Source organism: Bacillus cereus group sp. BfR-BA-01523 (genome assembly GCF_022662615.1).
Lineage (GTDB): Bacteria > Bacillota > Bacilli > Bacillales > Bacillaceae_G > Bacillus_A > Bacillus_A mycoides.
The window spans coordinates 124,342-139,549 of record NZ_JAKUDX010000009.1; the positions used below are offsets into that span (position 1 = coordinate 124,342).

A 15,208-nucleotide genomic window follows, 5' to 3' on the forward strand; every position below is an offset into this window, starting at 1 on the left:
GGAGTTTACATATGACAGAGAAAAAGAAAAAAATCGGTTTTAATATCGTGAAAAATGATTCAACAGATGGACATGGTGGTTTTGGCGTTGGGGCATTAAGTTTAGAAAATATTTCTCCTGTATTTGTTGATGTATTAGAGAAAACTGCGTTCGTTGATATCGGTGCGATGCATGCGCGTAGTACAGTAGAAAAAGGAATTAAGTTTTTAACAAATAAAGATGAAGTTCCAAACGGAAAACCGTTTTGGCTTGTTTGGGTAACAATTGAAAGAACACCAAACGGTGCTTATTACGCAGGTGCAACAGCCTGTGAAATGACAGTTGATCGTGAAATTCGCCGCGGATATAAATCACTTCCAGAGCATGTAAATAAAATGGATAAATCCCTAAAGCGTCACATCATGATTGATCATATGGATGAATCATCTAAAAAAGTACTTGGTACATTCTTAAAAGAGCATAATGAAGCAATTTGGAACGAATCTAGTGAAGAATTGCGCCACGCATTATTAGGCGAATAAAAATAGCTGACGGATTTCCGTCAGCTATTTTTTTACCACGGGAGATATTTTTTCCACCAACCCGTCTTTTTCTTCTCTTCATTAACCTTTTCGAACTCTTCCTTATCATCAACGTGATCCATACAATACTCTGTTGGCTCTGTACCTTTTGCGAAATACATTTTCACAGAAATGGGACAATTTTTTGTAGCAATCTTACCGTTTTCAGGATTAACATCGACTGCAACAACATCTGCTGGTTGTTTGAACTCTTGTTTAGGCTGTCCATCTAATCCTTTTTCCATTGTATCGGTCCATATTTTTTTTGCGTATCCTTGTTCTGCTACGTTTGAAATGGATTTAGGTTGATCGTATCCAATCCAAACCCCTGTTACGAGCTGCGGGGTAAATCCAATCATCCAACTATCAGTTTCTGTAGAACCAGACTTTCCAGCATATGTTCTTGATAGTTTTGATAACATCGATTGGCCGGTCACAGCGGCATAACTGCTTAGTTTTTTATTAAACATACCTGCCATCATTTCTTCCATCACAAAGGCTTTGCTTTTATCTAGAACTTGTTTACTTTCTAAATGAGCATCGTATAGCATATTTCCTTCATGATCAACGATGCGCCTTATAAAGATTGGTTTTACTTCTTTCCCGCCGTTTGCAAACATGCTATAAGCATTGACCATTTCAATTGGTTTTACAGGAGATGTGCCGAGAGCAAGAGACGGAACATCTTTTAATGCGCTAGTAATACCGAATTGCTTCGCTGTTTTTGTAAGAATGTCTTCGCCTAAAAATAGATTTGTCTTCACAGCATATACGTTATCAGAAACAGCGAGTGCTTGTGCCATTGTCACAAAGTCGTCTGCATAATAGTTTTTATAATTTTTTGGTTTATATTTGGAAACACCGTCACCTAAAGTGAATACAGTGTATTCGCTTTTTAAGCGCGTAGCAGGGGTGAATCCTCGTTCTAAGGCTGCGTAATATAGGAATGGCTTAAATGTAGAGCCGGGCTGACGAGTGGCTTGTGTAGCTCTGTTAAATTGACTCGTATTATAATCAGTTCCACCAACAAGGGCAGCCACTTCACCCGTTTTTGGATTCATAGAGACGAGGGCAGTTTGGATGTTTGTTGTTTCAGGTATATGATTTTTTACAGCTTGCTCTGCTACAGATTGTAATTTAGGGTCTAGCGTTGTATAAATACGTAAGCCGCCTCGCTGTAAGGCTTGCTCATCTAATCCGATATCACGAAGAAGAGAAGCTTGTACAGCATCTTGGAAATAAGGCGCGACCTCTGCCACTTTTTTCGTATCTAATGAGGCGAAAGTTAGCGGTTCCTTTTTTGCCGAGGCAGCTTGCTGTTTTGTAATATAACCTTGTTCTACCATTTCATCTAGTATGAGAGATTGACGCCCTTTAGCACGCTCCTCTTTTAAAAAGGGAGAGTAAAAGCTAGGTCCTTTCGGAATGCCTGCGAGCATACTCGCTTCTGCTAATGTTAATTCTTTTGCAGTTTTATCGAAATACAGGCGAGAAGCAGCTTCGATTCCGTAAGCACCATGCCCGTAATAAATTGTATTTAAATATCCTTCTAAAATATGATTTTTATTATAGTTCACTTCAAGGCGAACGGTATACATTGCCTCTAATAGTTTACGCTTCCACGTTTTATCATGATCTAAGTATAGGTTACGAGCATACTGTTGTGTAATAGTACTAGCACCTTGTACTTTTGCCATTGCTTTTAAATCGGCAACAATGGCACCAACAATGCGCTTTATATCAAATCCATGATGTTTGTAGAATCGTTGATCTTCAATAGATAGTGTTGCCTCTTTTACATAAGGAGAAATTTCATCAAGAGATACATTATAGCGCTTTTGTGTTTCATTACTTTGTCCTATAACAGTGTCATCATTAGCGTAAAAGACACTCGTTTGCGGCACTGCAACAGGGGGAGGCCCCATAATTTTTGCAGCTATAATGATAATAAAAAAGGAAAAAACGAAAAAAAGAACACAAGAAAACATTACGGTGAAGAAAAGACGTTTATATTTTTTAAGTTTTGGATTCATAGTTTGATCCATCTTTTTCAGCCCCTCATTAATACAAGCATTATTGTATTAGTATTGAGGGTTTTCGTTTATTTTAAACAATGAAATTTTGAAAACAAAAAAGCCCCTTCAATTAAGAAAGGAGCTCAAAGGCACGTGCTGGCCAATCGGTAATGATGACATCTACACCATAGTCAATCATAGTTTGTAAATCTTTATATTCATTAATAGTGTAAGGACGAAAAACGTATCCTTGCCCCTGTGCTAATTGGACAAACTCTTTCGTTAATAATTGAAAGTTTGGATGTAATCCAGTCGCCTCGCGCCTTTTTGCTTCAGCAATAGGATCTGCAAGTGGTGTATCGTACAAAATCGCTCTTGGAATTTCTGGAGCAATTTCTGCTAATAATGAAACGGAATCGTGGTTAAATGATGAAAATACAATTTGATTGGATAGATGATATTCACGAACAAGAGCAACAACTTTTTCTTCAATATTTGGATAATGAAGAACATCTGTTTTTAATTCAATGTTAAGTTGTAAATTTGTTGTAGAGAGCCAAATAAATACTTCTCGTAATGTTGGGATTTTCGCCTCATGGAAAGAAGGATCTTTATGGCTACCAGCATCTAAAGCTTGTAATTCCTCTACAGTTTTCTCAGAAACAAGTCCCACGCCATTTGTTGTGCGGTCCACCGTTTCATCATGAATAACAACTAGTTCACCATCTTTTGATAGATGAACATCAAGTTCAATTCCGTGAGCACTAATGCGTTCAGCCTCTTGGAAGGCAATCATCGTATTTTCTGGGTGTGTTCCTTTTACCCCGCGGTGAGCGAAAATAAGTGGTTTATTCATGTGAAAATCTCCTTATCATCTCTTTTCTTTCATTATGAAACTGCTTTGAGAAAAATACAATTCATATGACAAACATTTACAAAAGTATAACAGTTGCACAAAAGTTAACGTTAACGTAAAATGTAATAATCGGTGAAGGGAGGAATACACATGTATAAAATTGATGAAGTAACAAAGCAAGTTGGTTTAACAAAGCGTACACTTCGTTATTATGAGGAAATTGGTTTAATTCATCCCCCAGAACGCAGTGAAGGGAACATTCGCCTGTATACAGACGAGGACATTGCGAGAATTAAAAGGATTGTGGAAGCGAAAGAAGTACTAGGAATTACGCTTCAAGAAATGCAACATTTCTTATCGTTAAAAGAAAGAATGGAACAAAGAAGAAATAGTGAGAATCCGCGTGACCGTGAAGTGATTCAAGAAATTAAAGAGATGCTTGAAAAACAAGTGCAAACGTTAGACGAAAAAATGGAGCAAATGCAGCGTGTTAAGGCAGAGCTAGAGGATAGTTTAAGCCGTGCAGTTACATTTTTAGAGAATACAAAAGGAGAGTAATCAAAATGGAGAGCAAACAAAAATTAGGGAGATTGATTACAGTGGTGGCTACCTTCCTTGCCTTTTCAGGTATAGGAGTAGTCGACCCAATTTTACCAAGTATTGCTGAACAAATTGGTGCTTCGCATTGGCAAGTCGAGATGTTATTTACAGCATATATTTTAACGATGGCAATTATGATGTTACCAGCTGGAATATTTGCATCAAGATTTGGTGATAAACGAATGATGACGATCGGTCTTGCGATTGTAACTGTATTTGCATTTATATGTGGTATATCGCAAACGATTGCTCAATTATCTCTTTTCCGCGCGGGGTGGGGATTAGGAAATGCGATGTTCTTTGCAACGGCGATGACATTATTAATTGCATTAAGTAAAGAAGTTCATGAAGCAGTAGGATTATATGAAGCAGCTATCGGTTTAGGGATGGCAGGTGGCCCATTGTTAGGTGGTATATTAGGTGGACATTCTTGGCGTTACCCATTTTTTGCGACGAGTATTTTAATTTCTTTAGCATTTATTTTAGTTTTCTTTTTTGTAAAAGAACCGGAGCGAAAAGTGAAGCGTAAAGCAGCAGGCGTAGGAGAATTAATTAACCTGGTGAAGTATAAACCGTTTATGCAAGGTGCCATTTCTGGGATGTTATATTACTACGGATTTTTCGTCGTGTTAGCATATTCACCACTTATTATGCATTTATCTGCTATTCAATTAGGATTTGTATTTTGCGGATGGGGATTAGCATTAGCTTACGGATCAGCAATTTTAGCGCATAAGCTAGAAGGTAAATATGAACCAAAAACATTGTTAAAAGGTAGTTTACTCGTATTTGCGATTTTCTTAATTGCACTATTCTTCGTTAAAATCATGTGGTTACAAATCGTGTTAATCGTTCTATCAGGATTAGCATCAGGCTTAAATAACGCGTTATTTACAAGTTATGTAATGGATATTTCACCTTATGAAAGATCTGTTACATCAGGTGTTTATAACTTCGTTCGTTGGTTAGGAGGCGCGATTGCTCCAATTTTATCAGGGGTCATCGGTCATACAGTTTCACCACAAAGTCCGTTTTTAGTCGGTGGAATTGTTGTGTTAGTTGGTTGCGTAATGATCTTAATTCCGATTCGTAAACCGGTAGAAATAGAGACAAAAACCCTTTCTTAAGAAAGGGTTTTCTTTCCTATTACAGAGCAATCCCTTTTCACATATATGTTAGAACCCTCTGACTAAAATATATTTTCGGTATTTTTGTACTTTTAACTATACTTTTTGGATGTTTTGTTTTATTTTTGTTAGGGGACATTAATGATGTCCCTATTATAAATTTGCATTGAAAGGCGTGATTGTACGATGGAACTATGGTTCACTGAAAAACAAACAAAGCATTTTGGAATTACGGCGCGTATTAACCGCACATTACATACGGAGCAAACAGAATTCCAAAAACTTGATATGGTTGAAACGGAAGAGTTCGGAAACATGCTTATTTTAGATGGCATGGTTATGACAACAGAAAAGGACGAGTTCGTTTATCATGAAATGGTAGCGCACGTACCTTTATTTACACATCCAAACCCTGAGAACGTATTAGTAGTAGGCGGTGGCGATGGTGGTGTTATTCGTGAAGTATTAAAACACCCAAGCGTAAAGAAAGCAACTCTTGTTGAAATTGATGGAAAAGTAATTGAGTACTCTAAACAATACTTACCATCAATTGCAGGCGCATTAGATGATGAGCGTGTAGAAGTAAAAGTAGGAGACGGTTTCCTACACATCGCAGAAAGCGAAAATGAATATGACGTAATTATGGTAGATTCTACTGAGCCAGTAGGCCCAGCAGTAAACCTATTTACAAAAGGCTTCTACGCTGGAATTTCTAAAGCGTTAAAAGAAGATGGTATTTTCGTTGCTCAAACGGACAACCCTTGGTTTACACCAGAACTAATTACAACTGTGTTTAAAGACGTAAAAGAGATTTTCCCAATTACTCGTCTATACACAGCAAACATTCCGACATATCCAAGTGGACTTTGGACGTTCACAATCGGATCTAAAAAACATGATCCATTAGAAGTAAGTGAAGAGCGTTTCCATGAAATCGAAACGAAATATTACACAAAAGAATTACACAATGCAGCATTCGCATTACCGAAATTTGTTGGCGATTTAATTAAGTAAGAGCGTTAAATTGAAATAAATAAAGTGTAAGTAACTCATTTAAGGTGTTTGTCTAGAAGGCTTGAACATGCTAGTTACTTACACTGCTACAAATGAAGTAGTCTTCTTGTGATAACAAGAAGGCCCAGGTAAATCGAGAAAGAGGAGCAATGCGCTCCAAATTTGAGAAATAGTGAAAGGTTGGGATACCTTAAGTTCCACATAAGGAGGAAAAGAATATGCGTTTTGATGAAGCTTATTCAGGTAAAGTATTTATTAAAAGTCATCCAAGTTTTGAAGAGTCAGAGGCAGTTATTTACGGGATGCCTATGGATTGGACAGTAAGTTTCCGTCCAGGATCTCGCTTTGGCCCTGCACGTATTCGTGAAGTATCAATCGGTCTTGAAGAATATAGTCCGTATTTAGATCGTGAACTAGAAGAGATAAAATATTTTGATGCGGGTGATATCCCATTACCATTTGGGAATCCACAGCGCAGCATAGACATGATTGAAGAATATGTAACAAAACTATTAGATGCCGGTAAGTTTCCACTAGGTCTCGGCGGAGAGCACTTAGTGTCTTGGCCAATTTTTAAGGCAATGGCAAAAAAATATCCGGATTTAGCAATCATCCATATGGATGCTCATACTGATTTACGTGAGTCATATGAAGGAGAGCCTTTATCCCACTCTACACCAATTCGTAAAGTGTGCGATTTAATTGGTCCGGAAAACGTATATTCTTTCGGTATTCGTTCTGGAATGAAGGAAGAATTCGAATGGGCAAAAGAAGTAGGTATGAACTTATATAAATTTGACGTATTAGAACCGTTAAAGGAAGTATTACCGAAACTTGCAGGACGCCCAGTCTATGTCACAATTGACATCGACGTATTAGACCCAGCTCACGCTCCTGGAACAGGAACATTAGAAGCTGGAGGTATCACATCTAAAGAACTATTAGAGTCCATCGTAGCAATTGCAAATTCAAATATAAAAGTAGTCGGAGCAGACTTAGTAGAAGTAGCTCCAGTCTACGATCATAGTGATCAAACACCAATCGCAGCAAGCAAATTCGTGCGGGAAATGCTGCTCGGTTGGGTTAAATAAAAGCGTAGGCAGCTCGCTCAGAATGTGAGGGGGATGGAGCTTCAGACGTAGAGGCGTTTTTTGTCTCGAAGGAAGAAGCGAAGCCACCGATCATTCTAGCCGCTGTAGCTGGATAAAGTAAAAGTGAAGCCGACTCAAAAAGTGTTTTGAGTCGGCTTCTTTTATTAATAGGTAGGTTATTATTGTCTTATTTAGTAGTTAAGTCGATATATGCGGAGTTGTGTTCAGTATAATTTCACTTACCGTCAAGCGACATAAAAAAGAGCTATTCTCAAACGATGAGAATAGCTCCCTTTCTTTACGCAACTTTCTCTTCCGAAGTAATTCCGCGAATTTCATCAGCAGAACGGATTGGATATTTGCGGAACACAATGGAACCGACGTATCCAACAATAGTGGTAACGATTCCACATAATACGGCAGCAATCGTTACTTTTATTACATCATTAAATCCGAACAGTACGAGAAGTCCTGGAATTGGTGATGCTGTCCCTGGTGCATTATTAACGAGCTGGAATAGCGACGTAATAATACCGGCAAGCGCACCGCCAACAAAGTTTGTCATATAGATAGGAATTGGATTTGCTGAGACAACATCGGCCTGTGTTAACGGCTCGATTGCCACGGCGATTGTATCTTTCTTTGAACAGATTTTTAGTCGTTTAAAGAAAATGAAGTTCATTGGGGCAGAAGCTGCTACCGCAAGACTACCAATTGCCATTGGTAAACCAGTTAATCCAAGCATTGCAGTTAGTGCCATAGAACTTAATGGAGATGTAGAAATAACTGTTATTAATCCACCAAGCATAATACCCATAATGATAGGACTTTCTGTAGTCGCAACTGAAATCATAGAACCGATTTTACCGAGTGTTGCGTTAACGAGTGGATCCATAAGCATGGCCATTCCACGTGAAATTGGTGCGGCAATACATAGAATTGCTAAAAATTCTACACCAGCTGGTAATTTCTTTTCGAGAAATTTCACGACGAAAGCACAAACGTATCCAGCGAAAAATCCTGGTAAAATACCGAATCCACTAGTAGCTATACCGATTAAAACAGCGTATACGGGTGAGACACCGATTGCTAATGCGACTAAAATTGCCGCTGCGACACCGCTCATGCTACCAGAAGCTACTCCTACTGATTGTAAAAAGTCATTATGAAACATTTCTCCACCAATATAACGGTGAAATGCTTCAATAAGAAAACTTGCGATTGCTGCATTAGCTAAAGCGCCCATTGCTTTCATTCCGTAAGGCGCACGGTAACTGAAAAGTGTAAATAGACAAAGTACAACAAGTAATAGTGCTAAACCTTGCAAGATAGCCATTTGAAAATTGTCTCCTTTGATTTTTGTAATAAAAATTTGTATCATTCAATAATAATATAAAAGTTTGTTAAACGGAAAAATTTTTTGTTGGGAAATTGCTGTAAGGTGAAAAACTCTTACAATAATGTAAGGAAAGTGTAAGGCATTTCGATAGAGTATAGTATGCCTTTTTTCGTATAATACAGGTATAGACATACGGCTAGTGAGAAAGCAGTGCAAACAGGAGGCGCATTTATGAAATTGGTAATTAAAGTTTTAGCTGTGTTCGCCATTATTTTAGGTGGAACAGCATATTATTTAAACACGAAAACAGAAGGTGTGCATGCTTTTGTAGACAACTTCTTTTCAAATAAAGAAATACAAGATTATTATGCTGTTATAGATAAAAGTGAGAAAAAAGACGATGAATATTTGTATACATTTAAAGGGTATACAGAAGATGGAAAGTTACAAGTTATTAAAAGAATGGTGAACCGTGAATTGCATACGGGTGCTTTTATAAAAATTTATGCAAAAGGTATGCAGGGAAAAGGATGGGCTGAAATCTCGAAAGAATCAATCCCGCAAAAAGCGTTGCAAAAAATAGAAAAACCATAAAAGGAGCGAATCGTTCGCTCCTTTTTTAGTGCGTTAAAATGGTGATAGCTGAACTTTCTTTATTAGAAATGATTTTTGCCCTTCCGCCAATTGGGAAAGTAAAGATTGGAGTTGTATGTCCGAAACTGGCATTCGCAATAATAGGGATATGAGCAAGTTCAGGCTTTGAAGCAATCATTTCTTGAATGTCCTCTATCATACATTCTGCTCCTTTTTGCATTCGTCCTATAAGAATGCCTTTTACATGTTCAAAGTCAGGTTGCTGCATAAGAGAATGTAAATATCGATCAAAAGTTTTTAGGGTAGATTTTCCTGTTAAACTATCCTCTTCAATAAATAAAATTTTGCCCTGTAAGCTTGGCATATATGGTGTACCTTGCAGTAAATTAAATGTACTCATATTGCCACCAATAATATCTCCCATCGCTTCCCCTTCTTGAATTGAAACATATCCTTCATTTTTAATAAATTCTCGATTTTCTTGATCCATATACCAAGAGTCATCGCTCCAAGTTTCAGCTGGTAGTATTTCAATAGGTTCATGAGAAGTTAAGCACTTTAAAAAGTAATCGGTCGTATAATCGAGCCCTTTCTCCATTCCAAATGAAGAGAAGTGAGGACCTGAATATGTAACTAAGCCTGTTTTAGCATAAATCGCGTTACTTAAAGCGGTAATATCAGAATAACCGCAGAAAATTTTCGGATTTTCTCGAATTAAATCATAATCGAGATGTTTCAATAAACCATTAGAGTTGTATCCGCCAAGTGTCGTCAAAATGGCTTTTACATTAGGATCTCTAAATGCTTCGTGGAGGTCTTGAACTCGTGAAGAAATAGAAGAGGAGGCGAATCGATCTATCTCATCAGCATATTTTGAGAATGTAACTTGAAAGCCTATGTCGGTTAATCTTTTTATAGCAAGGTCTCTGTTTTCATTTGAGACAATACTTAAACTACAAGATGGTGAAATAACCCTTATTTCATCACCTTTTTTTAATTTTGTTGGTAGCACCAAATTCACCCCTTAAAATGAAAGAATATTTAGATTTAAAAAATATTTTAACATATGAAATAAAGTGAAGGTGAATTATTTTTTGAAAAGGAGTTTTCCTGATTTTTCAGCAGACAGACAGAGTCTTTTTTTGATATGATAGGAAAAGTGATTTATTATAAGTAGTATTTAATATCTATAACATTTGAAGGGTGTGCAAGACGTGAAGAAACAACTTGCAGGCTTGCCGGTACACGTTCATTTCGTAACAGAAATCCGTGAAGGGGCGAGGAAGGAAACCGTTGCTTTTGAAGCAAATGGTCAATACTATGTAAAAGGTCAAGGTACATATATAACATTCCAAGAGCCGAACGAACAAGGCGAAGTGAAAACAATTATTAAAATTCAAGATGAACAAGTTCTCATTATGCGTTCAGGTGCTATTTCTATGCGTCAGACGCATGTGAAAGGTGAATGGACAACTGGTACGTATACGAGTGAACTTGGTACGTTTGCATTGCAAACGAAAACTGATAACGTTCTTTTTAAATGGTCGGATGAAAAGAAAAAAGGACAACTCTTCTTAACGTACGCATTGCTTCTAAGTGAACAAGAAGCTGGCAGATATACAATTACACTTAATTTGAAGGAGGCAAAATAATGAATTCTTTAGAACAAGTAAAAGGATTGATTAAAGAAGAAATTCAAGCTGCTGTATTAAAGGCAGAACTAGCGACAGAAGAACAAATTCCAAACGTTGTATTAGAATCTCCAAAAGATAAAACAAATGGTGACTTCTCTACAAATATGGCAATGCAACTTGCACGCGTTGCGAAAAAAGCACCTCGTATGATTGCAGAAGACTTAGTTGCAAACTTCGATAAAGCAAAAGCTTCTATTGAAAAAATTGAAATCGCTGGTCCTGGTTTCATTAACTTCTACATGGATAATAGCTACTTAACAGACTTAATCCCAACAATCGTCAACGCTGGTGAAGCATACGGTGAAACGAATACTGGTAAAGGTGAAAAAGTACAAATTGAGTTCGTATCTGCGAATCCAACAGGTGATCTTCACTTAGGACATGCACGTGGTGCGGCAGTAGGTGACACTTTATGTAACGTATTAGCAAAAGCAGGATATGATGTATCTCGTGAGTACTACATTAATGATGCTGGTAACCAAATTCATAACTTAGCTCTTTCTGTTGAAGCTCGTTACATGCAAGCTTTAGGTTTAGAGAAAGAAATGCCAGAAGACGGTTACCATGGTGCGGACATCATTGGAATCGGTAAACGTTTAGCTGAAGAGTTTGGCGATCGTTATGCAAAAGCTGATGCAGAAGAAAGCTATGAATTCTATCGTTCATACGGTTTAAAATATGAGTTAGCAAAACTTCAAAAAGATTTAGCAAGCTTCCGTGTTAACTTCGATGTGTGGTTCTCAGAAACATCATTATACAAAAACGGAAAAATTGATCAGGCTCTTGCTGTATTAAAAGAGCGTGACGAAATCTTTGAAGAAGGCGGAGCAACTTGGTTCCGTTCAATGACTTACGGTGACGACAAAAACCGTGTATTAATTAAAAATGATGGTTCTTACACATACTTAACGCCAGATATCGCTTATCACCGTGATAAATTAGAGCGTGGTTTCGATAAGCTAATCAACATTTGGGGTGCTGACCACCACGGTTACATTCCTCGTATGAAGGCTGCTATTCAAGCACTAGGTTACGATAAAGAAACACTTGAAGTAGAAATCATCCAAATGGTACAACTGTACCAAAATGGTGAAAAAATGAAAATGAGTAAGCGTACAGGTAAAGCAGTTACACTTCGTGAGCTTATGGAAGAAGTAGGCGTGGACGCAATGCGATACTTCTTCGCAATGCGTAGCGGTGATTCTCATTTAGACTTCGATATGGACTTAGCTGTATCAAAATCTAATGAAAACCCAGTATACTATGCACAATATGCACATGCTCGTGTATGCAGTATCCTTCGTCAAGGTGAAGAGTTAGGATTAGCTACAGGCGGAGATGTGAATTACAAACTTGTTACTTCTGAGAAAGAAGTAGAGTTACTGAAAAAACTTGGTGAATTCCCGGCTGTAGTTGCGGATGCAGCGCAAAAACGTCTGCCACACCGCATTACAAGCTATGCATTTGAATTAGCTGCAGCATTACACAGCTTCTACAATGCAGAAAAAGTATTAAACCAAGATAACTTAGAATTAAGTAAAGCTCGTTACGAATTAATGAAAGCAGTACGCACGACACTTCAAAATGCATTAGCAATCGTAGGAGTATCTGCACCAGAAAAAATGTAATAAAGAAGAGCGGAAGCGGCTCGTTTAGAATAGGAGGTGGATGGAGCTCCTGACAGAGAGGCGTACTTTGCCTCGGAGGAAGGCGCGAAGCCACCGAGTATTCTAGCCGCTGGAGCTGGACATAAAGAAAAGCGGAGCCGACTGTTCGTTTTAAATAAAAAGCAATCACATGATGTTGTGATTGCTTTTTTATATGGAATAATAAAAAAATTATCCAACAAAAGGAGAGTTTGCATCGTCTTATATAAGTGACAGAGGGGTTACGATGGAAGAAAAGGTGGAGAGATCGAGTATTGGATTTGTTTCATAAAGAAGGGCCTTGTAAGAGGCCCTTTTTCTATTGAATAGTATAAGTAACAGAAAAGCTAACAGGACTATAGTAAACGTAAGGTGCATGAAGTTGAACGTACATATTTCCATCTGTTTTTGCAGTGAAAATTCGGCCGTAACCATCAGAATAACGCCCAATAAGGTTATGATTTGAGTCATAAACACTGTAACTAGGAGTTTTGCTGTTAGGTTGAATTGTTAGCTCTTGTCCCTTTTGAAGGAAAATAGGTTCTTGTTCAGAACTAGCTCCAGTTTGCAAAGAATAAAATTTTGTAAAGCTTTGTTCTTGAGCGGCAGCAGCGACTTTTGTTTCAGGAATAAACGCGGTAGCGCCAGTAATTCCTGTTAAAGTTAATGCGCCGGCTAAAATCATATTTTTCATAGTAGAAAAGCCTCCTTATTAGTTGTAATCATTTTTGTTACAGTTAATATTGTATACGATAATGAATAGGAAAAAATATGCTTTTATGCATATATATTTTTTCTCAATAAAAGACCACTAATTAAATCAGTGGTCTTTTAAATGATTAAGCAGCTTTTTGTTCAGTTTGAGCAACAGGTTTTTGAAGGGTGTTATAAACACCAGTTCCGATAACTTCTAATGCCATTTTCATACGTTCTGGTGAAATGTTCTCAAATACATTATCTTGAGGCGTGTGATATACCTTTTCGATATGATAGATTAATGGATTCCAACTATCGACACCCATCCAAATAAATAGTGCAGAAGGAATACCCACTTCAGCAAATGGTACGTGATCACTAGAGCCGAATTTTCCTTGAAGAACGAGATCATTATTTAATTGTTTACCTGCTTGTAAGGCAGCATCTGTTACAAGGTTCGTTGATCCATCAGGAGTCATTGCATATAAATTCTTTGCTTTATCATAATTTGTTGCAACCATGTCTGCGTTAAAGACACCTAAAATTCGATCACGTTCTTTTTGGGACAGACTATTAACATAATAATCAGAGCCAAGTAAGCCAGTTTCTTCAGAACCAAAAGCAATAAAACGAATTTCTTTATCAGTTTCTACATTTTGAAAAGCACGAGCTAATTCTAATACTAATCCTGTACCAGAAGCATTATCATTTGCCCCAGGTGCTCCAACGACACTATCATAGTGTGAACTTACAACAACAGCTTTTTCATTACCTGTACTATTTTTTGGTTTCTTTTTAGCGATGACATTTAAGGATGTTAAATTAGATTCATGTCTCGCTTTTAGGGAAAGAATTGTTGTCTCTTTTTTAGCGATTTCTTCTTTAAATGCATTTCCTTGAGCATAAGCAAGACCGAAGACAGGGATAGCCTGTTTTTTAGTTAAGCGAGGATTGAAAGTTTGTCCATAGTTTCCGCGTCCACCAATTAAGCTGTATAAAAGAACACCTTTTGCCCCTTTACTAACAGCATTTTCAACCTGTTTATTATAATCTGCTACTGTTGCACCTCTTTCGAATAAAACAATTTTTCCGTTTACCTCATTTGGAATATCGTCTAATTTTGTACCACCTTGAACAAAGATAAGCGGAGCTGTAACAGCTTCTGTAGAAATTAGTGCATTTGGAGCAGCACCAGCTTGCCAATTACGCTTTGTCCCTAATGGTGATTCGATAAATCCAACGTATTGATCCGGCACTTGAAAGGGCTGATACTCTACTTCATATCCCATTGATTTAAGCTTCATACCAACATAGCGAGAAGCCCATTCTTCTGATTTTGTACCACCCGGACGGGGACCGATTGTTTCGGATAAGAAACGGATATGCTCGATGGCGCGGTTTGCATCAACTTGTTTTGTAATAGGTGGAGTCTGTGTAATTTCTGACGTGGAATCAGCTTTTGCTTGCCCGATTGGAGCTAAGCTAACGGCGAGTGATACAGCAAGCAAGGAGCTTACTATTTTTTGTTTCAGTGATTTTCTCATTTTTTCCTCTCCCATTCTTCTATTCTCTCTGACTGACAAAAGAAGACGGATAACGACTATATCCCGCTATTTTTGGGCAGTAAAACCCCCATCTCAAAATTCAGCTGTAAAGCAAAGAAGTTAGATGGGAGATCAACTGCCCGTAAAAGCCCGATTGGTGTGGGCTAATAATCAATGAGGGATGGACAAAACCCTCACTGATTAAAGTTTCACTTTATCTTACCTTTATATATCTGAATTTTCAATAAATATATGTTGAGAAATAAAAAACGCTATATGCACATTTGCATATTTTCAGCGGATATATGTATGCTATCATTTTAAATGAAGGTTCGCTTTCTGTTCTGAAGGCTCCTACATTGCATGAATCTAGTGTACCCAAACTTTAGATTATGTAGGGAAAAGGGACCCGTTATAGGGTTTCTTTTCTTT

Annotated in this window: 14 protein-coding genes; 8 read left to right on the forward strand and 6 right to left on the reverse strand. The window is 37.6% G+C overall.

Annotation, left to right across the window (positions count from 1 at the left end; genetic code table 11):
- Window positions 1-11: 11 nt before the first annotated feature.
- Complete coding sequence (locus MR066_RS20790; protein ID WP_002016357.1) at window positions 12-521, forward strand: YwhD family protein; 510 nt, start codon at window positions 12-14, stop codon at window positions 519-521.
- 32 nt (window positions 522-553) lie between these two features.
- On the opposite strand, the gene MR066_RS20795 is transcribed toward MR066_RS20790, so the two are convergent.
- Window positions 554-2,605, reverse strand: coding sequence for a transglycosylase domain-containing protein (locus MR066_RS20795; RefSeq protein WP_242248398.1), 2,052 nt, complete (start codon window positions 2,603-2,605; stop codon window positions 554-556).
- 100 nt (window positions 2,606-2,705) lie between these two features.
- Window positions 2,706-3,431, reverse strand: coding sequence for a glycerophosphodiester phosphodiesterase (locus MR066_RS20800; protein ID WP_002034922.1), 726 nt, complete (start codon window positions 3,429-3,431; stop codon window positions 2,706-2,708).
- A 150-nt stretch (window positions 3,432-3,581) separates the two neighbouring features.
- Here MR066_RS20800 and MR066_RS20805 point away from each other — a divergent pair, with 150 nt between their 5' ends.
- The 4 genes from MR066_RS20805 to speB all read left to right on the forward strand — a co-directional run bounded on the left by MR066_RS20805 (window position 3,582) and on the right by speB (window position 7,263).
- Window positions 3,582-3,989 (forward strand): MerR family transcriptional regulator, encoded by a 408-nt coding sequence (locus tag MR066_RS20805; protein WP_002016353.1) that lies wholly within the window; start codon window positions 3,582-3,584, stop codon window positions 3,987-3,989.
- 5 nt (window positions 3,990-3,994) lie between these two features.
- On the forward strand, window positions 3,995-5,158 hold the full coding sequence (locus MR066_RS20810; protein WP_242248400.1) for an MFS transporter: 1,164 nt from the start codon (window positions 3,995-3,997) through the stop codon (window positions 5,156-5,158).
- A gap of 186 nt (window positions 5,159-5,344) precedes the next feature.
- The gene (speE, locus tag MR066_RS20815; protein ID WP_000424693.1) at window positions 5,345-6,172 is read left to right on the forward strand and encodes a polyamine aminopropyltransferase; all 828 of its coding nucleotides are present in this window, start codon (window positions 5,345-5,347) and stop codon (window positions 6,170-6,172) included.
- A gap of 218 nt (window positions 6,173-6,390) precedes the next feature.
- Window positions 6,391-7,263: an agmatinase gene (gene speB, locus MR066_RS20820; protein ID WP_002034863.1), complete on the forward strand. Its 873-nt coding sequence runs from the start codon at window positions 6,391-6,393 to the stop codon at window positions 7,261-7,263.
- A 298-nt stretch (window positions 7,264-7,561) separates the two neighbouring features.
- Here speB and MR066_RS20825 read toward each other — a convergent pair whose 3' ends face one another.
- A complete protein-coding gene (locus MR066_RS20825; protein ID WP_002016349.1) occupies window positions 7,562-8,599 on the reverse strand; it encodes a PTS sugar transporter subunit IIC in 1,038 nt (345 codons plus the stop codon).
- Between the two features lie 234 nt (window positions 8,600-8,833).
- On the opposite strand from MR066_RS20825, the gene MR066_RS20830 reads away from it, so the two are divergent.
- A complete protein-coding gene (locus MR066_RS20830) occupies window positions 8,834-9,196 on the forward strand; it encodes a YxeA family protein (RefSeq protein ID WP_002130097.1) in 363 nt (120 codons plus the stop codon).
- A 25-nt stretch (window positions 9,197-9,221) separates the two neighbouring features.
- Here the strand turns inward: MR066_RS20830 and MR066_RS20835 are convergent, their stop codons facing one another.
- Window positions 9,222-10,208, reverse strand: a complete 987-nt coding sequence (locus MR066_RS20835; protein WP_242248401.1) for a S66 family peptidase — start codon at window positions 10,206-10,208, stop codon at window positions 9,222-9,224.
- 202 nt (window positions 10,209-10,410) lie between these two features.
- On the opposite strand from MR066_RS20835, the gene MR066_RS20840 reads away from it, so the two are divergent.
- Both MR066_RS20840 and argS read left to right on the forward strand, forming a co-directional pair.
- Window positions 10,411-10,848, forward strand: coding sequence for a YwiB family protein (locus tag MR066_RS20840; RefSeq protein WP_002089794.1), 438 nt, complete (start codon window positions 10,411-10,413; stop codon window positions 10,846-10,848).
- Complete coding sequence (argS, locus tag MR066_RS20845) at window positions 10,848-12,518, forward strand: arginine--tRNA ligase (RefSeq protein WP_002143903.1); 1,671 nt, start codon at window positions 10,848-10,850, stop codon at window positions 12,516-12,518. The genes MR066_RS20840 and argS overlap by 1 nt, the downstream gene beginning before the upstream one ends.
- A 337-nt stretch (window positions 12,519-12,855) precedes the next feature.
- On the opposite strand, the gene MR066_RS20850 is transcribed toward argS, so the two are convergent.
- Together MR066_RS20850 and MR066_RS20855 are read right to left on the reverse strand one after the other, a co-directional pair.
- Entirely contained in the window at window positions 12,856-13,230 is a 375-nt protein-coding gene (locus MR066_RS20850; protein ID WP_242248403.1) for a hypothetical protein, read from the reverse strand.
- A gap of 145 nt (window positions 13,231-13,375) precedes the next feature.
- Window positions 13,376-14,776 (reverse strand): M28 family metallopeptidase, encoded by a 1,401-nt coding sequence (locus MR066_RS20855; protein WP_002089791.1) that lies wholly within the window; start codon window positions 14,774-14,776, stop codon window positions 13,376-13,378.
- Window positions 14,777-15,208 lie beyond the last annotated feature (432 nt).